This window comes from Leptolyngbya iicbica LK (assembly GCF_004212215.1).
Taxonomy (GTDB): domain Bacteria; phylum Cyanobacteriota; class Cyanobacteriia; order Phormidesmidales; family Phormidesmidaceae; genus Halomicronema; species Halomicronema iicbica.
In genome coordinates this window covers 463,399-487,306 of record NZ_QVFV01000002.1, presented here as the reverse complement: position 1 = coordinate 487,306, position 23,908 = coordinate 463,399, and the positions used below count along the sequence as shown (strand labels likewise).

Genomic DNA, 23,908 nt, shown 5'->3' with positions numbered 1-23,908 from the left:
TTGCCTGCTAGTTCTGATTGCTGACTCACGAAATCAACTGCCAGCAGTTTGACAAATCTGGTGGGTTCATTGATGGAGTGGACTTGAGCAGTTCAATCAGTATTTAGAGTGTCTGAGCGGTTAGGCGCATCAGTTCAGCCCGGGTGAGTCATTGTTAGTCATATAGTTTCACAACTGGCGTGGGTATTCTGAAAGCAACTGATTGAGTAGAGATCATGAGAGATAGCTCCGGCGGGTCATTGCTGGCTATCATGCTTGGCCAAAGAACATTTGAGGTATTCCAGAATGGCTGCTGCTCGTTCCCGAAACACCAATAAAGCCAAAATGTTGGTTGTAGATGATGAGCCGGACAATCTAGATCTGCTTTATCGAACCTTTCGCCGTGACTTTAACGTTTTGCGTGCCGAAAGCGGGCATCAAGCGCTAGAGGTATTGGCTGAGCACGGTGAGGTAGCTGTCATCATTTCTGATCAACGGATGCCAGAGATGAAGGGGACGGAATTCTTAAGCAAAACCGTGCCCGAGTTCCCGGACACTGTACGCATTATTTTGACTGGGTTTACCGATGTGGAAGATCTGGTCGATGCGATTAACGCAGGGCAGGTCTATCGCTACATCACTAAACCGTGGAATCCTGATGAGCTGAAGCTCGTTGTTGATCAGGCGGCGAGTACCTATGACTTGCTGAAGCAGCGAGGTGAAGCCATTGACCTGCTGCAAAATCAGCACTGGCTGGTGATGGAGATGGCTAATATTGCGCAGTCTCAGGAGACTGTAGTGACGGCTTTACCGGCGATCGCTGCCGCCCTGCAAAAAGTTACGGCAGCCGATGGCGCGGCCGTTCATCTAGTGGAAGGGGATACCTTGGGGGATGATATGGGGACCGCCGGAGCGATCGCGCCTATTCTGCTCAAGCAAGATCCATTGATTGCAGAGGCCATTACTGCGCAGCAATTGAAGTTCATGCCTAATGCCGCAAAAGTTTCAGACTCTACGAGCAAAGAACTCTACGAGACGCATCAGGTCGGCGCTCATGGCGGGGTGCCCGTCCTCTTTCGTGGTGCCGTCGTGGCAGTCATTTCCTTACAGTGGCAATCGCCCCACGAATTCACTAAAACGCTGCAAGATTTTCTGGGCATGGCTTCTCACCAGGTGGCCTTGACGTTGGCCTGTTTGTAGGCCGCCCCCGGTGTTCCAGTCGATAGTTGCAGGTGCTAAACGGTTGGCCCCAACTGAATAGTGGTTTCCAACGTTGCGCACTCTGACCAACATCAAAAGCAGAGGCATCCAACCGTTTCTGACCCAGCGATCGCGATATGGTCTGTAAAGATGTTTACACGCGATTGCTTTCCTGAAGATGCCCATGACTTTTGATAACGCTGCGCCTGCCGCTCAAGATATTCAACAACTCTTTGACCGGATTGCTCCTGTCTACGACGACTTTAACCAACAGTTGAGCTGGGGCTTGCATCGCATCTGGAAACAAATGGCCGTCGATTGGAGTGGCGCGGCAGTCGGTCAAACCTGTTTGGATGTGTGCTGTGGCAGTGGTGATCTGGCGCTGCTATTAGCGCGGCGAGTCGGGCCAACTGGCACGGTGTATGGAGTCGATTTTTCTCCCGCTCAATTGGCGATCGCGCGCCAAAAGTCTGCCCGGCAATTTCGCCTCGCCCCCCTGCACTGGGTCGAGGGCGATGCTCTGGCCCTGCCCTTTGCTGATGGACAGTTTGAAGCCGCCACGATGGCTTACGGCTTACGCAATCTCACCAACCTGACCCAAGGTCTCAAAGAGTTACGACGAGTGCTAAAACCAGGCGCTAAAGCTGCGGTGCTCGACTTTTTGCAACCGCAATCCGCCTGGCTTCGGCAATTTCAACATTGGTATCTCAATACGGTCGTGGTGCCCACCGCACAAAACTTCGGGATGACAGATGAGTATGCCTATATCGCTCCCAGTGTCGAGCGATTTCCCTTGGGACCAGCACAACGGCAACTGGCTTTGGATGCGGGATTTTCCTCAGCCGTTCACTATCCTATTGCGGGCGGTCTGATGGGCATATTAGTGTTGACCCGCTAGATCTTCTTACTCGCGGTAATCGGCAACACTTCTCAACGGCGCAAACACCTCCTCGTCAACGACCATCGTTTTCCGCAAAAGCCTTGCCCATCAACTAGAGGCTCAACATTTCATCTGTGACTCACCGACTCTTCTTGACCGGCATGTGATTTTCCGCTAATCCCTCAATAGCCTAACATTAAGACTTCTCAAGACGGCCAGCATAACCATGAAGCTAGTTTGTTATGATGACTCGGCACATTGCCGCTGGTGCGATCGCCCCTCACGTTTGCGATGGATTGGTCTGATATTTGGCTATTGTTAGCGCCGCCCTGTGTCGGCGGCGTCATCGGTTATTTTACAAATGACCTGGCCATCAAGATGCTTTTTCGGCCTTATCGGCCCTATTATGTGTTCAAGCGGCGGCTACCCTTAACGCCGGGCTTGATTCCCAGCAATCAAAGCCGATTGGCCCGTCGCGTCGCGGATACCATCATGGGCTCGCTGCTGACGCCAGAAGAGATGGAAAAACTGGCCCGGCGGCTGTTGCAAACCGAACGGACGAAGCAAGCCATTCGGTGGCTGCTGGAACTCAGCCTCGACCAGATCCAGTCTCGGAATCAAGCGCGAACGGCAGAGATCGTTGGCAAAGTGTTGCAGGACGTCTTTGGCACTTCGTTGCCTCGATTGCTGCGGGTCTGGGCGCGCCGCGAAGATTTCCTCAAGGCGCAAATCGATCAAATCTTTGACCAGGTCTTGCTCGACTTTCAACTCACACCAGAACAAGCGCAACAACTCTCGAACTGGCTACTGATTTCGGTGTTGCCGCCGGATCGCTTACGCCGCATGCTGATCGATTTTTTGACCGATCGCAATATTCACACCATCGACGAAATTTTTCGGTCGCGGACGAGCGGCACCTATTGGGTGGTTGCCAATCTCTTTGGCGTGCGCAATTCCTTGACCCGTCTGCGCTCCTTTTGTCTGGATGAGCGCGACATTACCAATGCACGCATTGCTGAACTAGTCGAAGCGCTCAACGTGAATCCACGGCTGCAAGAAATCTTTCAGCAAATGACGCTGCAGCAATTGCCGGTCGCAACCGTTCGAGAGTTGCGTAAAACCATTCGTGAAGCGGTGCGGGGATACATTCAAACTTTAGGGCCGGATTTGTTAAAAGGCTTGAGCACAACCATTAACTGGCAAATGCTAGCGACTCAGTTGCTCAACCGTTTGCAAAACTCCCAAGTGATTAGCGATTCTCTCGACCCGGTGAGTGAGGAATTAGCCCTGATTTTAGAACGGTATCTAGAGCGAGATTTGGAAAACTTAGTCGCGCAAGTGATTCCTATTTTAAATATTGACCAGGTAATTATCGAACGAGTTTCAGCCACTAATCCACGAGATTTAGAGATTGCCGTACAGGGCATTGTCCGTAATGAATTGCAAGCAATTGTGAACCTTGGGGGGATTTTGGGCTTTTTAATCGGCGGGTTACAGGCGGCTTTCTACTATTTTCAATAACTCGCCATGCAAGGCACGATTTGATCAAGTTTCCAAGGACTATTCTGCGATGCAAGTGTTATTAGTTCACGGTCTCAGTCGCACTCCGGCCTCTCTGCTGCCACTGGCTTGGCGATTACAAACCAGCGGTTGGCAGACCCATGCATTCGGTTATGCCGCGATTTTTGAAACGTTTGACCAAATTGTCGAACGTCTGCGGCACCAGCTACATGACTTGAGTCAACAAGGGCCTTACAGCGTTGTGGCCCATTCTTTAGGGGGGCTGCTGCTGCGAGCCGCTTTGGAAAGTCAGCTGCTGCGATCGCCCGCCCATGTCGTGATGCTGGGGCCGCCCAATCAACGCCCGCGTTTAGCGCCGATGGCCTGGCAGCTACCGCCGTTTCAATGGTTTACCGGGCAGTGCGGCTTTAACCTGACCCGCCTTGATTTTTTCCACCAGTTGCCGCTGTTGCGATCGCCTTACACCATCATTGCTGGCGTAGGCGGTCCCACAGGGCTACTGAGTCCCTTTGGCACAGAGGCCAATGACGGGATTGTCGCCATTAGCGAGACTCGGATGAGCGATCGCGATCACCCCCTTGAGTTCCCTGTCGAACATACCTTCATGATGAACGACACCGCTGTCCAATCAGCGATCGTTACCGCAATCCAAAACGCTGTGTAACCGCCTATGCCTGCCTAATTTTTTCGACAATTATGGGCGAGAGTAGCCATCGCATGAGGATAGGGTGAGGCCCTTGAACTGCCTGTTAAACGGATGGTGCGGCCAGCTTGGCTTTGACTTCGCTCAGGGTATCGTCAATGATTTGCGTCCATTCCTCAGCGGGGATTTTCATCGGCTGAGGCAGTTCCAAACACTTGAAGGCAAAGGCATCTGTAAAGCGCATCGCAATTTTGTTGGCGGCCTTGGGGGGCAAATTGCTGCCACTGGGGGGATAACAATCAATGTCCTGCCAATGCAACACCTCTGAAGTGTAAAACCCATCTTTATTGAGAAAGTGGCTCGCTTTCAACAACTGCAAACGATGGGTGGGGACTGATAGGCCGCGCTGCCGCTGGCTTTCTTGCAACTTACGCTCATCCATGGCTGAGGGGGTCGTATTCTTGGGCAGCGGCCCCAAAAAGTCTGTATAGATATGCAAATCCATCGGTGTTGAGGTTGCCACCATGTGGGCCGAATTCATCTTTTGTCGCTTGGGGGTCAACATCCAAGTGCGGATGGCCCGAGGCGTATCTCGGCCCTCCAACAGGTGAATAATGCCAAACTCTCCCGCAATGGATTTGGTCGATTGAAACTGCTTTTTAGTCCCTTGGTTTGGGTCGGTTTCTGACCAGAGTTTGCGGCGGATAAAGCCAAGACTGTCTTCGATCATGCGGTCAAATAACATAAGTAGATCACCTATTACGTGCGAGACCTGGAGGCGCATCACGAGGGGGCGCTCATTCTGAATGTCTTCCCATAACGACAGCCTAAGAGACATTTCCCGGTTAGCCCCTCACTGTTTGCCCACGACTGTCTATTCCTGAGCGGTGAACGAGAAGCCGAAAGACGGATTCTGTGTGCGAGATGGGCAATACAGGATGATCTATCAAGCTGAAGAGTCGCCTTATCGCGATCGCCCTAAATTTAGATTTCCCACCTCAGCCATTGGCAGTGCATCTAGTAACAATCAGCCAAAAAGAATTGCCCCGAGTCAGCAGCGGGTTCGTGATTGGTGAGGCAAACACACTTTATGGAGGGAAAAATTGGCAATTTGAATCGACAATCTCGGTCTCATTCAGATTGAGGGCTGTTGGCCTTTCTCTCTTGGGCAGAGGTTTCTTGAGCGAGTAGATTAAGGGCAATGGTTCATGACGCTCGGGCTACATGCCAAACGATGAAATCCCGATCTCCCCAAGACCTACCGTGTATACATAAGTCTTGAAACCCTTGCCGTCATGGCTTTACCCTCATCCCCCAACCCCTTCTCCCAGAGCGGGAGAAGGGGAGCCGGAAAGCTTTCTCTGGCCTCCCCCTCGCCCATTTTTGGGAGAGGGGGACTGAGGGGGTGAGGGCTGAGATGTGTATACACAGGAGCCCCAAGACAGAGGCACCCGGTCTCTTGGCTGCGACCTCAGACTATCGGGTATCCGGCAGGGACCGGGGGCCTGGAGCGATCGGTTACGGTTCTTTTCAGAGCAATCTGACAAACCAAGGTCATAATTTTATAGAGAATTTCTGTGGCGGGCAGTATTTTGGTCAATCCCGATCGCTAATCACCAGTCAGCTTGAAGATCAAGGTCTCAGTATTGACATCGCTATCAAGCATTTAGGGCTCTGGGCTCATGGCCTTTCTGTTTATCCCTTGGTTTAATTTGCAATGCCATCTGGTAAAACTCACGATCGCGTGACTGTGTGGCTCACCCCCTGGGTGGGGCTGGGGGCCATGCTGGTGACTGAGCGGTGGCTTTACACAAGTTTGGTGGTGATGGGGTTCGTGTTTGCGGGCTTTATGTTTGGTCCTGATTTGGATATTCATTCAGTACAGACTAAGCGGTGGGGCCGAATGGGGTGGCTGTGGTGGCCGTATCGTCGCCGGGTGCGCCATCGCTCTTGGCTATCTCACGGATTTTTGGCTGGCAGCATTGGGCGATGCCTGTATCTGTTGGTGGCGATCTTGCTCCTGATTCTCTTTGGGTTGCAAATCACAAATACAGCGGGCCATACCACCGTGACGTGGAATGATCTGGGGCGCATGACGGGGCAAATTTTGGTGGATTATTGGCGGCTATGGGTGGCGATCGCGATCGGCATCGAACTCGGGGCCATGAGCCATTACACTGCTGACGAGTGGGTTTCTAGTTGGAAACGTGCTCGTCGCTCAGCGGTCCCCAAAAAGCGGCGATCGCGCAAACGGCGTCGTCGATAATCTCAGTCTCCTGGCATTGATGCACCCTTCCCTCGATCAACAGTCCTCAGTACAACTTTGGAGCCAGCATTTGGCCAATAGCTACGCCCATTGGCGACATGAGCCGTTGGTCACAGTGACCGAGCCCCAAACCCTAGCACAAGCTTTATTTGAGGCTCCGTTTGCGATCGTCTCCCATGGCACTCAGGCTGATCCGATTTTTAACTATGCCAACCGTTGTGCCCTCGATTTGTGGGAACTCGATTGGCCTGCCTTTACCCAACTGCCGTCGCGGTTAAGTGCCGAACCGATGCATCGCGACGAACGAGCGACAATGCTGGCTCAGCTCAACACCCAGGGCTATGTTGATAAATATCAGGGCATTCGCATCTCTAGCCAGGGCAGACGCTTCTACATTCAGCAAGCCGTCATTTGGAACGTGATCAACCAGAATGGCGATCGCCTTGGCCAAGCCGCCACCTTTGCCCACTGGCAATTTTTATAACTGGCAGCCTTGTTTCTAAGTCTTTCGTCACCCGATTTTCCTGGCATAGTGGAAAGGACGTTTTCCTCCCATACCCTCCATGACGACTTCTTCGCAGCCCCGTACAGCCATTCTGCAAGCGCTAGATCGGTTGGTTGAGGTGGTGGCAGCACTGCGACATCCCGAGACGGGCTGCCCCTGGGATTTACAGCAGACCCACAAAACGCTGGTGCCCTACGTCATCGAAGAAGCGTATGAAGTGGTCGATGCTATCCACGGAGATGACACCGAGCACATTGCGGAAGAACTAGGCGACTTACTGCTCCAAGTAGTGTTGCAAGCCCAGGTGGCTCAAGACGAGGGCACTTTTGACTTGCAGGTGGTTGCTGATGGTATTGCGGACAAGTTGATTCGTCGACATCCCCACGTCTTTGGCGATGTCGCAGTTGACAGCGTAGATGAGGTGCATCGCAACTGGGAAAAAATCAAGGCGGAGGAAAAGGGAGAACCTCACAACCCTCATCAGTTGGCACCCAAGTTGCGTAAATATAACCGGACGCTGCCACCGCTGCTGGCCGCCACCAAAATCTCGCAAAAAGCGGCCAAAGCCGGTTTTGAATGGGATTCTGTCGATGGGGTGTGGGAAAAGTTTCACGAAGAGTTAGATGAGTTTCGCACCGCGATCGCTCACGAACCCCAAGAAAATCAACTAGCCGAACTGGGTGACCTGCTCTTTACCTTGGTGAATATCGCTCGCTGGCATGGATTAGATGCCTCTGAAGCTTTACAAACCACCAACCGTCGCTTTATTCAGCGGTTTGAACAAGTGGAAAACCAGAGCGATCGCCCCCTCACCGATTACTCAGGCGAAGAACTCGAAGCCCTGTGGCAACAGGCCAAAGCCCACCTCAAGCAATCGGGCTGACAAATCACTGTCGATTAGCCACCCGCCATGCTGCTGCTGCGCAGAATTATGGCTTCGCAAATTCAGAAGGACTGCGGAAGCCCTCTACCGGTACATCGGCCAGCGCCTTTTGCATAAAGTCGCGCCACACCGGAGCCACATACCCACCGCCAGTAGCCCCCGCCCCCATGGGCGAGTAATCGTCATTGCCAACCCAAATTGCCGTTGCCAATTGGGGCACATAGCCTACAAACCAGACATCGCGCTGCGAATCAGTTGTGCCAGTTTTACCCGCCGCAGGGCGACCAATCTGAGCTCCCGTCCCCGTCCCGCGAGCCACGACCCCTTGCAACACATCAGTCAGCGCTGCCGTCGCCCAGGGATCAAGGATGAGTTGGGGTTTGGGTGTGTTATCCAATAGCACATTCCCGTTGCTATCGGTTACCTGCACGATAAAGGTCGGCTCTGAGTACCAACCATTGCTCGCAAAGGTCGCATAAGCTCCGGCCATTTCCATCGGCGTCAAATCCACCGCTCCCAAAGGTAGAGAAATCACCGGTTCCATAGGACTTTCAATCCCCAACAGGCGACAGATCTCGATAATGTGATCGACCCCGACCGACTGCCCTAGTTTGACCGCAGGCACGTTACGCGACAGCTCCAACGCTTTGCGAATGGGAATACTGCCCATAAAGCTACCGTCATAATTGCGCGGGCTGTAGTACTCATACCCGTCAGGGTAACTAGCCGGCGTATCTTGGATAATGCTGTCTGGAGTGTAGCGCCCCGACGCAAACGCCGCATAGTACACGAACGGTTTGAACGCAGACCCCGGTTGGCGCTGAGCTTGCACGGCCCGGTTAAACTGGCTGTCGTCGTAGTTGACGCCGCCCACCATCGCCTTGACAAAGTGGGTGCGGGGGTCGATCGCCACTAAAGCCATTTGGTCGGCGCGAATGCCCCGCGCGCGCATCGCCTCATGGTTGCGACGGACGGTTTCTTCGGCCATGCGCTGCATATCTAACGCGACTGTCGTTTGTACCCGCATCCCGCCTTTCACGACGGCATCATTCCCAAACGTCTCTTTCAGCTCTTGTACGACGGCCTCAGTCACATACGGAGCCGCACTGGTGCGGAAGGAGGTGATTTCACCCACGAGCAAGGGCTGAGCTTTCGCGGTTGTCTCTTCTTCCGGCGTGATCCATCCCAGCTGTCGCATACGGCCTAACACCGTAGCTTGACGCTGTTTCGCTAACTGATAGTTCACAAAGGGGCTGTAGCCCTCTGGTGCTTGAATGAGCCCGGCCATCATGGCGGCTTCAGCCAAGTTCAGGTCTTTAGCCGACTTGTTGAAATAGCTTTGCGCGGCCGTTTCCACCCCGTAAGTATTGTGACCCCAGTACACCTGATTCAAATACATTTCGAGAATCTGGTCTTTGGAGAAAATCTGCTCTAGCCGCATGGATAGGACGGCTTCTGCCACCTTTCGACTAACGGCTTGTTCGGGGGTGAGAAACAGGTTTTTCACCAACTGCATGGTGATGGTGGAACCGCCCTCAACGGTGCTGCCGGCCTGCACGTTGGCCAATAAGGCGCGGCCGACGCTACTGGGATTAATGCCTTGGTGCGAGTAAAAATAGCTGTCTTCGATCGCCAGCACCGCCCGCTTGAGATGAGGGGAAACTTCGTTTAGATCAACTACTTCGCGGTTGGCCTCGTCGTGCAGGCTGTAAAGTAGCGTGCCATTGATGTCGTAGACATAACTCGTTTCGCTGGGCAGATAGTTGCGCAGCACTCGCACGTCAGGCAAGTTGCGAAAGCTAATGGCGAGACCCACTAGCCCACCCGCCGCGATCGAACTCACCAGCATGGTCGTGCCGAGCAGGGTTGCCACGCTAATCTGACCGACATCTTGCACAAACTTGACGACACCGCTGGTGAGATGGTTTGAGCGGCGGGCAGCGGTTTGTTTTCGATAGGTGTTAGTCGACACGATAGGCCACGCGATTTACGGTAAGGGTATTCAACGGTTCAGAGTCTTGTAATTATAGAAGTCTGACTTAAAAATGGTCAGCAAAAAAACAACTGGCAACAGGATAAGGCAGGAATTCAGCGGCTGCCACTTTATTTTGAGTTCTTTATAGAGAACGTTGGGCAATGAGCGCGCAGGCGATCGCGGTCGGCGCAAACGATGAGCTGAAGCAGTGGGCATGAGGATCTTTTTGAGGAGCTATGGGTCAACTTTCGGACGATTTGCAATGGATTTATCGCGGCGTGACGGAGGTCTTTCCGGATCAGCCCGATGCGGACAATCCACACGAAAATTTGCGGGCGCGGCTGGCACAATGCGATCGCCCCTTGCGGGTGAAGCTCGGCATCGATCCTACCGGGGCCGAAATCCATGTGGGGCATAGCATTCCGGTGCGTAAACTGCGGGCCTTTCAAGATGCGGGGCACACCGCAGTGCTCATCATCGGCGACTTCACCGCTCGTATTGGCGACCCCACAGGCAAATCAGAGGTGCGTAAGCAACTCACCGAAGCCGAGGTCAAGGCGAATGCGGCCACTTATCTGGAGCAAGTACGGCCCATTCTCGACTTTGACACGCCGGGGCGTCTGGAAATTCGCTACAACTCGGAGTGGTTGTCTGATCTTGATTTGAGCCAAATCCTAGAGCTGTTTGCCACGATGACCGTCGGTCAAATGCTGGCGAAAGAAGGCTTTGCCGAGCGATATGAGAAAGGGACGCCCGTCTTTCTCCATGAATTTTTCTATCCGCTGATGCAGGGGTATGACTCGGTGGCGGTGAAAGCCGACATCGAATTGGGGGGGACTGATCAGAAGTTCAACATTGCGGTGGGCCGTGACCTCCAGCGACATTTTGGCCTGGAGCCGCAGTTTGGCATGTTGTTGCCGTTGCTGCTGGGCACCGATGGTGCCCAAAAAATGTCGAAGTCGCTGGGGAATTATGTGGGCCTGCAAGAAGACCCGCTCACCATGTATTCCAAACTGGAAAAGACGCCCGACAATTTGATTGAGCAGTATTTTGAACTCCTGACGCGGCTGCCGCTGGCGGAGTTGCCGGAAAATCCTCGCGATCGCCAAAAGCTCCTTGCCCTCGACGTAACTCGTCAATTTCATGGTGAGGCGGCGGCGCAACAGGCCCAAACGGACGCGGTGAATCTAGTCCAGGGCGGTGGTGCAGCCGAGAGCGTGCCGGAGTTTTCCCTTAGCGAGGTCAATTTCCCGGCTAAGGCGTTCTACCTGTTGGGCACGACGCCATTGTGTGCCAGCAGCAGCGAAGCCCGCCGCCAAATTCAAGGGGGTGCGGTGAAGTTGGAAGGCGATCGCCTCTCCGATCCCAACCTGGTTTTTGAAACGCCAAACGCGCTGTACGACAAAGTTCTCCAGGTCGGCAAGAAAAAGTTTATTCGTCTCGTGAAATAGCCAACGGGTTTCGTTGGTATGGTGTTGGCGAAAACGAGTGAGTGACGGAATATGCTCCAGTGTTTGAATGCCCCTGCCGAGCGCATTATTGTGCCGCTCGATGTGCCCGATGCTGAGTCTGCTAGGCGGTTAATCGACGATATCCCTACCGTTACCTTTTGGAAGGTTGGGCTAGAGTTGTTTGTCAGTAGCGGGCCAGAAATCCTGACTTATCTAAAGGAACAGGGCAAGCGCATCTTTCTGGATCTCAAATTTCACGATATCCCCAACACGATGGCGGGGGCTTGTCGGGCAGCGGGGCGTTATGGCGTGGATCTGGTGACCGTACACGCCCCAGCGGGCTTGGCAGCACTCCAGGCATCGCAGCAAGCAGCCACTGAAGGCGCGGTGGCGGCGGGCATGGTGGCGCCCCAACTGATTGCCGTGACGGTATTAACCAGCATTGATGCGCGATCGCTCGCCTTTGATCTCAAAATACCGCTAGAGCTATCTGACTATGCGCTGCAAATGGCGCTCCTGTCACAACAGGCCGGTTTAGCGGGGAGTGTCTGTTCGCCCCACGAAGCGGAGTTGCTGCGGCGCTGCTGCGGGGCTGATTGGTTATTGGTGTGTCCGGGGGTGCGGCCCAATTGGGCACAAGCGGGTGATCAACGGCGGGTGATGACGCCCCAGGAAGCGATCGCGGCTGGGGCAAATTATCTAGTGATTGGCCGCCCCATCACGCAAGCCGATGAGCCCAATGTGGCGTTTCAACGGATCTGTGACGAGCTAACGCTACAGTAAATATCTTTCTTATAAAATCTCAACACACAAACAGAAGCTCCCACCCAACAAACCCGAAGGTTTGTCTCATTACATGAGAGCTTCTGCGGTGAATATCTAATACGGTTACGGCTAGCGTTGAGTCTAGCTCTGGCGGCGCATCCGTCTTCTCTGACGGCGTCTAGCCACTTCTTTCCGCTTGCGCTTTTCAGCGGGAGTTTCAAAATGTCGCTTCTTTTTCATGTCGGCAAAAATGCCAGCACTAGAAACCTTGCGCTTAAATCGCCGTAGTGCCGATTCTAGATGTTCGTGTTCTCCGAGTACCACTTGGGCCATGCAGTTGCCTCCTATTCAAAACTTCTATTTTAAAGCAAAAAGAAGAGGACAGAAGGGGCAAAGTCCCCTTTGTCCTCTCAAGGGTGAATAATCTGAATGAATGCTAGCTGAATCAGCGATCGCGGTTAACCACGACCACCCCAGCCGCCACCACCAGAAGGTTTACGTTCCGTGCGAGGACGAGCCTTATTCACCTTTAGGGTGCGGCCCATCCACTCAGCTCCATCGAGATCTTCAATTGCCTTATCTTCTTCGGCATCATCAGACATCTCCACGAACGCAAATCCACGCATCCGACCGGTTTCCCGATCAGTGGGGACTTGAATTCTCTTGACGCTACCGTACTCTTTGAAAACTTCATTGAGATCATCTTCGGTGGCGCTGTAGGAAAGGTTCCCTACATAAACGGTCATAGCCCAACCTCGCAAGCAAAATAAAAGACAAAACGGAATACGGGGATAAGCTATCGAACCAAAAGCCAGAGAACGAAATCCCAAAACTAGCGGACACTCAACCACCGAAACCTCATACAGTTTACACTATCGTGTCAATCTCCCCACAGCCGCGATCGCGGAGTCTCGCTGTTAACGGTATCAACTGGCTTGGTAAAGGGCAAAATCACCGTCTGGCAAGCATTTGCAAGGAAACCTATGGCCCCCAATAGCAGGCTAACAAAGGCCGCCGCCATCAATTATTGAGGCAAACGTAGCAAATTAAATCTTCATACTCGATTCAAGGTGTTCTCTAGAAATAAATTTCCCATCGTAGGTTGGTGTCGAGGAACGAGACCCAACATGCTTGAATCCTTGATGCTGTTGGGTTTCCTGACGTCAACCGTAACCTATGCCGCATCTTCTTTCGGGTAATTTCTTTTGCAGAGATCTCCCAAGTTATGTCAGCGTTTGGCGAATCAAGTTGGCCAGTTGCTCAGCACTATCGGGAATCGCCAAACTGGCGGCAGCGGCGGCCATCTGGGCTCGCCGCTCAGGGTTATGAATCAGGGTCAACACCATGTCTTGCAAAGCAATCGGCGTCAAATCGGCCTGCCGACAGACCAGCGCGGCATTCGCCGCGGCGAATGCCGCCGCATTATAGGCCTGATGATCTTCTGCCGCAAAAGGATAAGGAATCAGTACCGACGGTGTCTGGGTAAAGGCTAATTCGGTCAGGGTGCCTGCCCCGGCCCGACTGATAACCACATCAGCCCGCTGATACAATCCGGCCATCGCCTCAAAAAAGGGGCGATGGATATAGTGGTCGTGCTGCAAGCTATCGGCCGCCTCGTCATTGGTACCGGTTTGATGGATGACCCAAGCCCCGGCCTCAAACCAAGCCGGGGCAGCGGTCCGCACCAGCTGATTAACCGCGACGGCACCCTGGCTGCCCCCCACGACGAGAATGACCGGAGCCTCGGGTGGCAGCGTTAGGTCTGTAGGCAACTCATGATTGGTGAGAAACTGCGATCGCACTGGGGTGCCTACTACTACGCTATTGGCTTTAGGTAAATGACTGGTCGCCGCTTCAAACCCCAGCGCTACGAGCGAACACCAGGGACTGAGCCAGCGAGTAACTTTACCGGGCAACGCATTCGACTCGTGCAAAATGGCCGGCAGCCCCAGCGATCGGGCCGCGAGAATCGCGGGGGCGGCAATATAGCCACCTGTGGTAAAAACCCCATCAAAGCGTTCGCGCTGCAGCAGTTGACGAACTTGCAACGTGGCTTGCAAAACTTGGCTGAGCAGCCGCAGCGAGCCCAGTCCCAGTCGTCCCTGAAAGCCGCCGAGCCGCACCGTGTGTAGGGAATATTGCTGCGGCACCAACTCGGTTTCCAGGCGATCGGGGACACCTAGCCATTCGATCTCATACTCAGGCAATTGCTCTGCCGTTGCGATCGCGGGAAAGAGGTGCCCCCCAGTGCCACTCGCAGCAATCAGCAGTTTTTTAGGAGTCTCTGACACAATGACGCGCTCTGAATACAAACAAAGAAAGCCGCAGACTTGACCGCCCTCAGCAAAAGTGGTCAAGCCTGCGTTCAGCTTGGAGCGATGATGCGAGGACTGATGGTTGGCCTGACTTGACCGCTCCCCCTCATAGTGGTGGGGCCTTTAGGCCACAGGTTCTAACGAAGCCAGGGGATCGGGCAGCGTCGGCGTCGGCGCCTGAAATTCCCCTGTGATCACATACTCTAACCGGAGCTTCAGCCAAGTAATGACAGTCTTATCCGTTGAGATCACAGCGGCAGCGGGTTGTGGACAGCGACTTTTAATCTCGCTAAATCCTTCGCTGTCTAGGAAGGCAGGCTGCTTAACCAGCCAGAAATCAATCTCTTTTTCTTGTTCTTGATAGTGGCGACGGCGCTCGCGCAGCACCTCATCAAGGGGTTCTTCTTCGAGCAGAAATTTTTGGCTGGCAACAAGGTAGTAGTAAGTTTTCATGGTCCTTTGGGTAAACAACCACCTAGAGTCAAAATTCTCCCATAGAAGGTTGATGGCCGTGTAGTCTCGAGGCGTAAAGTGATGTGAAGACGAGTTCGGGACGGACTCCGTTCAACAAACTGATAGCCTAATCGTCAAGTCAGCCGTGCCAGAATCCGAGGCCGTACTCTGCACTCATCATCCTTCTGTCCATGCCCTCTCACACTCAATAATCACCCCGCATCACTTGTTTCATTTCGCGCACCGCTCGTTCCATACCGACCAGGACCGCTCGACTAATGATGGTGTGACCAATGTTCAACTCTTCCATGCCCTCAATGCAGGCAACGGGATAGGTATTTTGATAAGTCAGTCCGTGACCGGCGTTGACTCGCAGGCCGGCGGCGATCGCCTCTTTCGTGCCTACGGTCAAATAGCTCAGTTCCTCAGCCCGTTCCGCTTCGCCTTGCGCCTCGGCATAGCGACCGGTATGGAGTTCAACAAATCTGGCGGTGGTTTGTTTCGAAGCGGCAATTTGCTCGGGCTCGGCATCAATAAACAAGCTGACGGGAATGCCTGCGCCCTGCAACGTAGAGACGACTTGGGTAATGCGATCGCACTGTCCCGCAATGTCTAGACCGCCTTCAGTCGTAATCTCTTCGCGTTTTTCGGGCACTAAGGTCACGTAATCGGGCTTGATGTCGAGGGCAATCTCTACCATTTCGGCAGTGGCCGCCATCTCTAAATTGAGATGAGTGCGCACCGTTTGCCGTAGCAGGCGCACATCTCGATCTTGAATATGACGGCGATCTTCTCGAAGGTGGACGGTGATGCCATCGGCTCCGGCCAGTTCTGCTAGCACCGCTGCCGCTACTGGATCGGGCTCGACAGTGCGACGCGCTTGGCGAATGGTCGCAATGTGATCAATATTGACGCCTAAGGTGGGCACAGGTGATCTCCCCTATAGTCCATGCAATGTAGTGATTGTAATGAGAAATGGTCCCTGACCAAACCGATTACGGGGCTTCACCCGCGTGATAGGAACTGCGCACCAGGGGACCAGAGCGCACATGGGCAAATCCCAGCGATCGCGCGACTTCACCTAGCCGCTCAAATTCAGCGGGCGTCCAATATTTTTGCACTGGCAAATGGGCGAGTGAGGGGCGCATGTATTGCCCCAGCGTGACGCGATCGCAGTCCACCGCGCGAAGATCTTCTAACGTGGCAATGATTTCCGCTTCAGTTTCTCCGTGTCCCAACATCAGCCCAGACTTAGTGGGGATGGCGGGGTTCGCCGATTTGACGTAGCGCAAGACTGCTAGCGAGCGATCGTATCGTCCGCCCCGTCGTACGGGATTTTGCAAGCGGCGAACCGTCTCCACATTGTGGTTATAACAAGCGGGAGCTGCTTGAGTGACGGTCTCTACGCGCTGGCGTTGTTGCATCGCGGCATTGTCGCCGCCCCAAAAATCCGGGGTCAGCACTTCAATTTCAGTGTCTGGTGTGCGATCGCGAATCGCCTGCATCGTTTTGACAAACCAACTCGCCCCTTTATCTGACAAGTCATCGCGCGCCACCGAAGTTAGCACCACATACTTCAAATCGAGTAAGGCGACAGACTCAGCGACTTTGCTGGGTTCATCTGGATCGAGCGGCATGGGGGCATGACCTTTATCGACCTGGCAAAAGGCACAGGAACGAGTACATGTCGGCCCCATTAGCAAAAAGGTGGCCGTTTTGTTGCTATAACACTCACCCCGATTGGGACACCGCCCCTCTTCACAAATTGTGTGGATGCCGCGTTGTTTGATAATGCGCTGTACGGTCGAGAGGTCACTAGCTTTGCCGATGGAAGGCCGTAACCAGGGCGGCAGGTTGATCAATTCACGGGTAGAAGAGGACATTACGCACAATTTCAAAGAGGACGTCAAAGTAGCAAGTTTTGGGTCGGCTATGGGGATGAAGACGGTAAATCGTGACCGCATGATTTGCCCCAAGCCGCGATCGCCCAGTGGCAAGGAGATCGGCTAGCCTGTTGCATCCATGCCCCATCAGCCGCCAAGGGGCAGATGTCACCTTCATCATAAAAGATAGTCAGAGACGGGATTGGGCACTCTAGAGAATGCAAAATCAGGGCGTATAGGGACCACGGCACAGCATCACTGGCTGTAACAAAAGGCCAGTTCAAAGGGGCAGGGTTTGTCTACGGTTGTGCTGCACCACAATGGACGGGTCTACATTGGCCTTGCTTACCGGAGCTACTCTCCGGCAGGGCATCTACAAATTTTCAAGATCTCTCACTCTAGATATCAAAAACTTCGTTACTATTTGCTGTACATGGCCTCCTGATTCCACTATTGATAGACCTGTGGATCAGAGGATGACAATTGTTACCCACAAGCATGGTAATGGTTGAAATCAGTTGTATGAGCAAGCGCTAGTGTTGGAGTTATTGACTAGCCAACCGCATCTTTACCGCACAGGAGTCAACCGTGGCAACGCACAAAATTTTGGTGATCGATGACAGTCGCGTAATTCGCATGCGCGTTCGGGATATGTTGCCCCAGGGCAACTTTGAAGTCATAGAAGCCAAAGACGGCGTCGAGGGACTGGATGCAATTCGCGATCAGCGCCCCAATCTGATCATGTTGGATTTTTTGCTTCCTCGCAAAAGTGGTTGGGAAGTGTTCCAAGAAATTCAATCTCAGCCAGAGTTACAGCATATTCCGCTGGTGCTGATGTCAGGGCGTAAAGAAGAAGTTACCGAAAAAATTACTGAGCCGTTTGAGTTTTTTGAGTTTATTCAAAAACCATTTGAGCAAAAAGAACTGATTGAAGCCATCAAAAAAGCGATGGCAAAAGCTCGCAAGCCGAGGCCTAAGGCCGCTACCGCTGCATCCACAGCAGCCCCGACAGCGAGCGATGGTAGCGATGCCGCTGAGGTAGCCGCACTGAAGGCAAAGGTGGCCAAACTGGAGGGTGAGGTCGCTCAACTCAAGGCCCAGACCGCCAAGATTTTAGCCTTTATCAAACAAAAACTACGGTAAGCCTAGCGGACCTTAAATCTGTGGTTCGCCGCTAGCGACTTATTGATGATCTGCTGGTGGCAAAGCACCAATGATGCAGACGGTGCCTAGCTTAAATAGCCCATTACATATCTAATGAACAAAGAACCCGGTGCTAGATTTTCTAGCACCGGGTTCCCTATATGTTTATTGGCCTGTGGCATGAGCGATCGCTCATGCCCAAGAACGACTTAGCTCCACTTTTGGGCCACGAGTTCAGCGAGGTCAACCACTCGTTGGCTATAGCCCCACTCATTGTCGTACCAGGCCACAATCTTCACAAGGTCGCCGCCCAAAACGATGGTCAGGCTGGAATCCACGATCGAAGATTCGTCGGTCTTGCGGTAGTCAATGGAAACCAAGGGCAGGTCGCTGTAGCCGAGAATTCCTTTGAGGTTGCCTTCTGCCGCAGCTTTCATCGCATCGTTGATTTGCTGAGCGATCGCCGGCTTCTCAATCTGGGCGACAAAGTCAACCACCGACACGTTAGGCGTCGGGACTCGCAAGGCAATGCCGTTGAGCTTCCCTGACACGGCTGGGTACACTTTCGCGACTGCCTCAGCAGCACCTGTAGTTGTCGGCACAATGTTCAGCGCCGCAGCCCGAGCCCGGCGCAGGTCACGGTGGCTAGCATCCAACAACCGCTGGTCGCCGGTGTAGCTGTGGGTCGTCGTCATGGTGCCTTTGACGATGCCAAAGCTCTCGTGCAGAGCCTTAACAATCGGAGCCAGACAGTTGGTGGTGCAACTAGCGTTACTCACCACATCAAACTTGCTGGGGTCGTAATCTTGGTGGTTGACACCCATTACATAGGTGCCGATACCGCTGCCCTTACCCGGTGCCGTAATGAGAACCTTTTTAGCGCCCGCTTCAATGTGACGACCGGCACCCTCAGCACTGCGGAATACACCAGTGGATTCGATTACCAGGTCGATATCCCAGGCTTTCCAGGGCAAGTTGTTGGGATTACGGTCAGAGCAGCACTTAATCGTTTTGCCGTTGACAATCAACGTATCTTCGCCTGCTTGAACATCTGCATCCAAGCGACCCAGCATCGAATCATATTTCAATAGATGGGAATTTGTTTGGGGATCAGACGTATCGTTAATCGCCACCACGTCGAGTTGACTGTCATCCCGAGTCAACCAACAACGCAGAAAGTTACGACCAATCCGCCCAAAACCATTAATTGCTACTCTAATCACTGCGTTTTACCCTCTGTGCACTCAAAAGACTCAATAGGTAAGATTTCCTAAACGAGGATTATCATATCGCAAAGCCTGCACCCATTTATAGATCCCCGCAGGTAAGCCAAGGGGATTTTTGTGCCCGCAGACATCTCAGGGGATCGTTTGATTCGTAGTTGCTCGATGGAAAATGAGGTACAGCAGCGGGCTAATCGGGGCGTTCAGCAACAACTTTTGACATGGCTGAGGGACTCCTGTTTGCTATTGCCGTAGCAAATTCTGGTGCTGCAAACGCTTGGTGCTTTTTGGGGATATCTGAGTCTCTGAAAACATTCTGCAAGCGTTCACAATGCGAGCAAATCTCACTCCTGCGATCGCTTGTAAAACTGCAAGGGTCGTGGTTAAAAACACTGAAACGCGACCCGCTACTGCCCAAGTTGAACATTCTGTTGGAATCGCGGAGTGGGGCAATTCTTGTCTAGCGCTTTCCTCTCCTTCCATCTGTCAGGCAGTACTTCAAGCATTCTGTCTGCTGGTGCCAACCGCGATCGCATCCTTGCTCAAAGGCGATGTCTCCAGTTCGCCTCAATGACCCGGGCAAGCATCGGGCGATCGCTTCGCTACAATGCGGGGAGCGTTTTTGGTGGGTCGAGTTATGTTGGGCCAGAAATCTTGGTCAGTTGTGACAACTGGCAAGCGATCGGGGCTGCTGTTGGCGGCGGGGGTGGCCGTGGTAGGCAATCTATTGAGTTCGGCCCCGGCTCCTGCCCAGCAGCCGCAAAATCCGGTTTTGCAAATTGGCATTGTGCAGCGCTTTGGGCGCGACGATGCCAAGACGCTGGTGATTGAGCCGCTGGATGGGGCTTCTCTGACGGTACAGTTCAAAACCGGGGAACAGCTCGAAACCCTGACCACCAATCAAATTGTGCTCGACACGTCCCCCGTGCCGCTAGAGACAACGTCCTTGCAAGAGCGGGTGGTGTTGAGCACCCATCGCAGTTTTGAGAGCGCCGAAGACAGTGCCAATCAGTGGCGCGATCGCGGCATCGAAACTGAGATAGCCCAGCCCGGCGACTGGCAAGTGTGGGCCAAGCGAGATGTTTACAGCACACCGTTACTGCGCCGACTGCTGCTGAAAGATTTGCAAGCGGCTGGCTATGAAAATGTCTACGTCGATAGTCAGGTACTGCGGGATGTACCCAAGGCCGCCGCCATTTTTAACGGGTTTCGCTATAACCGTGACATCGTCAGCATTATCGCCAGCAATCAGCGGGTTCGCGTGATTGAAAAATACGGCGATGTGGAAGACACGGTGCGGGTGTATGGCGGCAACTTGCGCTTGCAGCCCAACGCCTACGGCACCTATACCCTGGTGAATCAGGTGCCGATTGAGACCTATTTGCGCGGGGTGGTGCCCTACGAAATTGGCTTAGCCGCGCCGCCGACCACCATTGAAGCCCAGGCAATTTTGGCCCGCACCTATGTATTGCGCAACCTGCGTCGCTTTGAGGTGGACAATTACGAACTCTGTGCCGATACCCAGTGCCAGGTTTATCGCGGCATTACTGGCGCAGCGGACAAAACCGATCGCGCCATCAGCAATACCCGGGGACAAGTGCTGACCTATGGCGATGAGTTGGTCGATGCCCTCTACTCTTCCAATGCGGGGGGGGTGACGGCGGCGTTTAGCCATGTGTGGAATGGCCCCGATCGCCCTTACCTGCAGCCCGTGGTGGACTCCGTCGTCGGCAGCTGGGATTTGGTCACCCGCCCCCTGACGGACGAAAATAACCTGAAAGCCTTTCTCTCCCTGGAGTCGGGCTTTAACGAAGAAACCTGGGATACCTTCCGCTGGTCAGAAGATGCGTCCCTGGATGAGATCGAGCAGGATCTCAAGACTTATTTACAAGCCCGCAACTATCCCCTGGCAAACTTTACCGAGGTGCAGCGGCTGGTGGTGACAGAGCGCGCTCCCTCGGGGCGAGTGCAAACGTTGCAGATTGCCACCGATATGGGCGTTGTGACCTTAGAAAAAGACGAAGTGATTCGCGCGATCGCCGCCCCCCTTAGCCTGCTGTTTTATACCGCTGGCCTCTATGACACCGTACCCGGCGAAGCCGAACCGCAGTTAACGGGCTATCGGTTTATTGGCGGCGGCTTTGGTCATGGCGTCGGCATGAGTCAGACCGGCGCTTACAATCTGGGCGACCTCAATTGGAGTGCTGAACGGATTCTGAAGTTTTACTATCCGGGGACGGAGTTGCAGCCGATTAGCGATGCTCTGGTATTTTGGCGCGATCCGACAGCGGTCGTCTCGGAACCTGGAACCGACGCCGCGCCATAAGCAATTCCTAAGACTCTGCAAGGGTCTGAATGAATTGGAGCGATCGCCGCTACTCTATATCTAGCGCCCGGGTTTGCGGGCTGCTACGCTGACTTCCACCCTTACAAATCGGGTTGGGATGTATGCACCGTCGCCTTGAGTCGCTGTTATGACTGACCTGCCCCCATTCAACAGTCCTCCCCCGCGTCCGGGTGCGCCGCCGGTCGAGTCGGGGGTACCAGACGTGGCCTCGCCCACTGCCCCCACGGTGGTAGAGCCGCCGGAACCCAGTCGTTGGCAGGGAGTGCGATCTCTCTCCGCCTGGATTTTGCGGTGGGCGTTGTTAGGCGCCGGGGTGGGCGGGGCCTGGTGCTTTGGCATGTTAGTGGCACAATTTTTCCCGGCCAATAATCCCGAGCCGCCGCTGGTAGAAGTTGTGACGCGCCGCACCGCCCGGTTTTTTCAAAAAGTGGGCAGCCTACCCGAGTGGTGGACCGGAGAAGCGGCGCTATCGCCGACAGCACTTCCAGCGGCTTCCACAGATGCGCCCCCCGCAACTACAACGCCATCCCCTCGTCCCATTGCCCTCAGCGATGAGCAACGAGAGCAGGTCAGTGTGGAGCTGGACGCGATCGCCAATAACCTGCAAACCCTGCGCGATCGCACCTCCGCTGTCGAGCGCCAACTCGCGTTGCCCGATGCCGACCTACCGTTAGAAGAACGCCTCGATAACGCCGCCAATCGCCTGAATCCGCCGACCACTCCCACCCCCAGCAATCCGGCTAATTCCAGCACTCCCGCCCTGCAACCCGCCGCTGGCGAACCGCCCGATCCCCTCTTTCAGGTCAATGCTTATCGCGTGACCCTACCGAGCGATGTACTGTTTGTGCCAGGGCAAGCGACCTTACAGCCGAATGCCCCAGCCCTGCTCGACAGCATTTTGCCCGATGTCGCGCGATATCCTGATTCCACCGTTGTGGTCGGCAGCTACACCGATATTGAAACCGAGGGCGCAACCCCGACTGACCTGTCCTACCAGCAGGCGATCGCCGTGCAGCAATATCTCGCCCAGCGACTCGGTGATGAAACCGTCCACTGGGTACCCGTTGGTTACGGCAATAGCACCCTGGGCAGCACCGGCAGCGTGCAACTCAGTCGCCGCATTACCATCGCGATCGTCCCCTAATCACCAACCCACAAGGTCGGCCCAGGTCAGCCATAATCTGTCAGGGCGAGGCTGGCTGGGCATAATCCATCATGCAAAAGTTATGAAGTCGTCTCAGGCCTGCCTCGCCCCTACGTTGTCGCCTGGTTTTAACCCCCTGCCCCCCATTCACCCTGCAACCCACCTACCCTCACACCACCCACTCCCCCTATGCGTATTGTCTTCTTCGGCACCCCCCAATTTGCCGTCCCCAGTTTAGAAGCGTTAATCGCCCAGCCTGAGTTTGACGTCGCCGCTGTGGTCACTCAGCCTGACAAGCGGCGTGGTCGGGGCAAGCAGGTGATGCCGTCCCCGGTGAAGCAGATTGCCACAGACGCCAACCTTCCCGTCTGGCAGCCCAAGCGCATTAAAAAAGATGCCGCAACCCTCGACCACCTTGCGGCCCTAAATGCCGACGCTTTTGTGGTCGTTGCCTACGGCCAAATTCTGTCCACCCAAATTCTCACTATGCCGCGATTGGGCTGTGTGAATGCCCACGGCTCGCTGCTGCCCAAATATCGCGGTGCAGCGCCCATCCAGTGGTGCCTCTATCACGGCGAGACGGAAACTGGCATCGACACGATGCTGATGGATGCGGGCATGGATACCGGCCCCGTGCTGCTGGAAGGCAAGCGCCCCATCGGTTTGTTGGATAACGCCCTCGACCTGGCGAAAGATCTGGCTGCCATCAGTGCGGAATTGCTGCCAGCGACCCTCCAACAACTCGATGCCGGGTCGCTGACGCCGAAACCTCAAAATGACGATGCCGCCACCTATGCCCCGCTGATCCAAAAAGCGGACTATCAACTGGATTGGACAAAATCGGCGATCGCCCTCCACAACCAAATTCGCGGCTTTTATCCCAACTGCATGACGACTTTTCGCGACAAAGAGATGAAGTTGGAAGCCACTGTGCCCCTGGGTGATAACTACTGGCCGCAGTTGCCCGAAGACTACCAGGGCTTGCAATCGCACCTGCCGTCAACTGCCTCTGACAGCGAACCGGGAACTGTGGTGGCGATCGCTAAAAATCGGGGGCCAATCATCCAAACTGGCGACGGCTGGCTCTTGCTGCAGACGGTGAAACCTAGCGGTAAAAAGGCCCAATCTGGCTGGGATTTTGCCAACGGCAATCGCCTGGAAATCGGAGAGCGACTGGGATAAGGGAGTCGCTCGAAAATAGTTTCCCGGATCGTCGGGGTTTGGCATGCGAAACCCCAACAAAAACCCTGACTGTATTCGCCACATGATCTAAGCGCAGTTCCCTAACGGGGTTCATATTGCGAAATATTGCCAATCATTGCTGTTTGCACC

At 54.2% G+C, this 23,908-nt stretch carries 22 protein-coding genes; 13 read left to right on the top strand and 9 right to left on the bottom strand.

The genetic code is table 11. From position 1 onward, the window contains the following. Positions 1–285 precede the first annotated feature (285 nt). The 4 genes from DYY88_RS09220 (at position 286) to DYY88_RS09205 (ending at position 4,244) form a co-directional block, all read left to right on the top strand. Complete coding sequence (locus tag DYY88_RS09220; RefSeq protein ID WP_044151341.1) at positions 286–1,179, top strand: response regulator; 894 nt, start codon at positions 286–288, stop codon at positions 1,177–1,179. Positions 1,180–1,363: 184 nt separating this feature from the next. Beyond that, positions 1,364–2,077 carry a bifunctional demethylmenaquinone methyltransferase/2-methoxy-6-polyprenyl-1,4-benzoquinol methylase UbiE gene (gene ubiE, locus DYY88_RS09215; RefSeq protein WP_039728338.1) on the top strand — a complete coding sequence of 238 codons (714 nt, stop codon included), beginning with the start codon at positions 1,364–1,366 and terminating at the stop codon, positions 2,075–2,077. 273 nt (positions 2,078–2,350) lie between these two features. Next, entirely contained in the window at positions 2,351–3,580 is a 1,230-nt protein-coding gene (locus DYY88_RS09210; RefSeq protein WP_039730214.1) for a DUF445 domain-containing protein, read from the top strand. Positions 3,581–3,629: 49 nt separating this feature from the next. Further along, on the top strand, positions 3,630–4,244 hold the full coding sequence (locus DYY88_RS09205) for an esterase/lipase family protein (protein WP_039728339.1): 615 nt from the start codon (positions 3,630–3,632) through the stop codon (positions 4,242–4,244). A gap of 85 nt (positions 4,245–4,329) precedes the next feature. Here DYY88_RS09205 and DYY88_RS09200 read toward each other — a convergent pair whose 3' ends face one another. Then, positions 4,330–4,968: a hypothetical protein gene (locus DYY88_RS09200; protein WP_039728340.1), complete on the bottom strand. Its 639-nt coding sequence runs from the start codon at positions 4,966–4,968 to the stop codon at positions 4,330–4,332. Positions 4,969–5,940: 972 nt separating this feature from the next. On the opposite strand from DYY88_RS09200, the gene DYY88_RS09195 reads away from it, so the two are divergent. The 3 genes from DYY88_RS09195 (at position 5,941) to mazG (ending at position 7,877) form a co-directional block, all read left to right on the top strand. Further along, positions 5,941–6,489, top strand: coding sequence for a metal-binding protein (locus DYY88_RS09195; protein ID WP_039728341.1), 549 nt, complete (start codon positions 5,941–5,943; stop codon positions 6,487–6,489). Positions 6,490–6,508: 19 nt separating this feature from the next. After that, positions 6,509–6,973, top strand: coding sequence for an MEKHLA domain-containing protein (locus DYY88_RS09190; RefSeq protein ID WP_039728342.1), 465 nt, complete (start codon positions 6,509–6,511; stop codon positions 6,971–6,973). Between the two features lie 79 nt (positions 6,974–7,052). Further along, complete coding sequence (gene mazG, locus DYY88_RS09185; protein WP_039728343.1) at positions 7,053–7,877, top strand: nucleoside triphosphate pyrophosphohydrolase; 825 nt, start codon at positions 7,053–7,055, stop codon at positions 7,875–7,877. 46 nt (positions 7,878–7,923) lie between these two features. Here mazG and DYY88_RS09180 read toward each other — a convergent pair whose 3' ends face one another. Further along, positions 7,924–9,849: a transglycosylase domain-containing protein gene (locus DYY88_RS09180; protein ID WP_039728344.1), complete on the bottom strand. Its 1,926-nt coding sequence runs from the start codon at positions 9,847–9,849 to the stop codon at positions 7,924–7,926. Between the two features lie 239 nt (positions 9,850–10,088). Between DYY88_RS09180 and tyrS the strand changes: the two genes are divergently transcribed. Together tyrS and pyrF are read left to right on the top strand one after the other, a co-directional pair. After that, the gene (tyrS, locus tag DYY88_RS09175) at positions 10,089–11,303 is read left to right on the top strand and encodes a tyrosine--tRNA ligase (RefSeq protein WP_039728345.1); all 1,215 of its coding nucleotides are present in this window, start codon (positions 10,089–10,091) and stop codon (positions 11,301–11,303) included. 51 nt (positions 11,304–11,354) lie between these two features. Next, entirely contained in the window at positions 11,355–12,086 is a 732-nt protein-coding gene (gene pyrF, locus DYY88_RS09170; RefSeq protein ID WP_039728346.1) for an orotidine-5'-phosphate decarboxylase, read from the top strand. Between the two features lie 123 nt (positions 12,087–12,209). Here pyrF and rpsU read toward each other — a convergent pair whose 3' ends face one another. The 6 genes from rpsU to lipA all read right to left on the bottom strand — a co-directional run bounded on the left by rpsU (position 12,210) and on the right by lipA (position 16,719). Further along, positions 12,210–12,401: a 30S ribosomal protein S21 gene (gene rpsU, locus DYY88_RS09165; RefSeq protein WP_072041352.1), complete on the bottom strand. Its 192-nt coding sequence runs from the start codon at positions 12,399–12,401 to the stop codon at positions 12,210–12,212. A 125-nt stretch (positions 12,402–12,526) separates the two neighbouring features. After that, a complete protein-coding gene (gene rbp / locus DYY88_RS09160) occupies positions 12,527–12,814 on the bottom strand; it encodes an RNA-binding regulator (protein WP_039728347.1) in 288 nt (95 codons plus the stop codon). A 477-nt stretch (positions 12,815–13,291) separates the two neighbouring features. Then, entirely contained in the window at positions 13,292–14,359 is a 1,068-nt protein-coding gene (murG, locus tag DYY88_RS09155; RefSeq protein ID WP_039730215.1) for an undecaprenyldiphospho-muramoylpentapeptide beta-N-acetylglucosaminyltransferase, read from the bottom strand. A gap of 147 nt (positions 14,360–14,506) precedes the next feature. Then, on the bottom strand, positions 14,507–14,836 hold the full coding sequence (locus DYY88_RS09150) for an MgPME-cyclase complex family protein (protein WP_039728348.1): 330 nt from the start codon (positions 14,834–14,836) through the stop codon (positions 14,507–14,509). 205 nt (positions 14,837–15,041) lie between these two features. Continuing rightward, entirely contained in the window at positions 15,042–15,764 is a 723-nt protein-coding gene (locus DYY88_RS09145; RefSeq protein ID WP_039728349.1) for a pyridoxine 5'-phosphate synthase, read from the bottom strand. Between the two features lie 67 nt (positions 15,765–15,831). After that, positions 15,832–16,719, bottom strand: coding sequence for a lipoyl synthase (lipA, locus tag DYY88_RS09140; RefSeq protein ID WP_039728350.1), 888 nt, complete (start codon positions 16,717–16,719; stop codon positions 15,832–15,834). 588 nt (positions 16,720–17,307) lie between these two features. On the opposite strand from lipA, the gene DYY88_RS09135 reads away from it, so the two are divergent. Then, positions 17,308–17,862: a response regulator gene (locus DYY88_RS09135; RefSeq protein ID WP_039728352.1), complete on the top strand. Its 555-nt coding sequence runs from the start codon at positions 17,308–17,310 to the stop codon at positions 17,860–17,862. Positions 17,863–18,071: 209 nt separating this feature from the next. Here DYY88_RS09135 and DYY88_RS09130 read toward each other — a convergent pair whose 3' ends face one another. After that, positions 18,072–19,085 carry a type I glyceraldehyde-3-phosphate dehydrogenase gene (locus DYY88_RS09130; protein WP_039728353.1) on the bottom strand — a complete coding sequence of 338 codons (1,014 nt, stop codon included), beginning with the start codon at positions 19,083–19,085 and terminating at the stop codon, positions 18,072–18,074. Between the two features lie 664 nt (positions 19,086–19,749). Between DYY88_RS09130 and DYY88_RS09125 the strand changes: the two genes are divergently transcribed. From DYY88_RS09125 to fmt, 3 genes are all read left to right on the top strand, one after another. Continuing rightward, the gene (locus tag DYY88_RS09125; protein ID WP_201279054.1) at positions 19,750–21,411 is read left to right on the top strand and encodes a SpoIID/LytB domain-containing protein; all 1,662 of its coding nucleotides are present in this window, start codon (positions 19,750–19,752) and stop codon (positions 21,409–21,411) included. Positions 21,412–21,559: 148 nt separating this feature from the next. Then, positions 21,560–22,576: an OmpA family protein gene (locus DYY88_RS09120; RefSeq protein WP_039728354.1), complete on the top strand. Its 1,017-nt coding sequence runs from the start codon at positions 21,560–21,562 to the stop codon at positions 22,574–22,576. Between the two features lie 189 nt (positions 22,577–22,765). Then, positions 22,766–23,758: a methionyl-tRNA formyltransferase gene (gene fmt, locus DYY88_RS09115; protein ID WP_039728355.1), complete on the top strand. Its 993-nt coding sequence runs from the start codon at positions 22,766–22,768 to the stop codon at positions 23,756–23,758. Positions 23,759–23,908: the final 150 nt, after the last annotated feature.

Excerpts from the sequence above, each read along its gene's own strand:
- DYY88_RS09220 (WP_044151341.1), top strand. The coding sequence starts at position 286 with ATGGCTGCTGCTCGTTCCCGAAACACCAATAAAGCCAAAATGTTGGTT.
- DYY88_RS09190 (WP_039728342.1), top strand. The coding sequence starts at position 6,509 with ATGCACCCTTCCCTCGATCAACAGTCCTCAGTACAACTTTGGAGCCAG.
- mazG (WP_039728343.1), top strand. The coding sequence starts at position 7,053 with ATGACGACTTCTTCGCAGCCCCGTACAGCCATTCTGCAAGCGCTAGAT.
- rbp (WP_039728347.1), bottom strand. The coding sequence starts at position 12,814 with ATGACCGTTTATGTAGGGAACCTTTCCTACAGCGCCACCGAAGATGAT.
- rpsU (WP_072041352.1), bottom strand. The coding sequence starts at position 12,401 with ATGGCCCAAGTGGTACTCGGAGAACACGAACATCTAGAATCGGCACTA.
- fmt (WP_039728355.1), top strand. The coding sequence starts at position 22,766 with ATGCGTATTGTCTTCTTCGGCACCCCCCAATTTGCCGTCCCCAGTTTA.
- DYY88_RS09150 (WP_039728348.1), bottom strand. The coding sequence starts at position 14,836 with ATGAAAACTTACTACTACCTTGTTGCCAGCCAAAAATTTCTGCTCGAA.
- tyrS (WP_039728345.1), top strand. The coding sequence starts at position 10,089 with ATGGGTCAACTTTCGGACGATTTGCAATGGATTTATCGCGGCGTGACG.
- ubiE (WP_039728338.1), top strand. The coding sequence starts at position 1,364 with ATGACTTTTGATAACGCTGCGCCTGCCGCTCAAGATATTCAACAACTC.
- DYY88_RS09120 (WP_039728354.1), top strand. The coding sequence starts at position 21,560 with ATGACTGACCTGCCCCCATTCAACAGTCCTCCCCCGCGTCCGGGTGCG.
- DYY88_RS09205 (WP_039728339.1), top strand. The coding sequence starts at position 3,630 with ATGCAAGTGTTATTAGTTCACGGTCTCAGTCGCACTCCGGCCTCTCTG.
- DYY88_RS09195 (WP_039728341.1), top strand. The coding sequence starts at position 5,941 with ATGCCATCTGGTAAAACTCACGATCGCGTGACTGTGTGGCTCACCCCC.
- DYY88_RS09210 (WP_039730214.1), top strand. The coding sequence starts at position 2,351 with ATGGATTGGTCTGATATTTGGCTATTGTTAGCGCCGCCCTGTGTCGGC.
- pyrF (WP_039728346.1), top strand. The coding sequence starts at position 11,355 with ATGCTCCAGTGTTTGAATGCCCCTGCCGAGCGCATTATTGTGCCGCTC.
- lipA (WP_039728350.1), bottom strand. The coding sequence starts at position 16,719 with ATGTCCTCTTCTACCCGTGAATTGATCAACCTGCCGCCCTGGTTACGG.
- DYY88_RS09200 (WP_039728340.1), bottom strand. The coding sequence starts at position 4,968 with ATGTTATTTGACCGCATGATCGAAGACAGTCTTGGCTTTATCCGCCGC.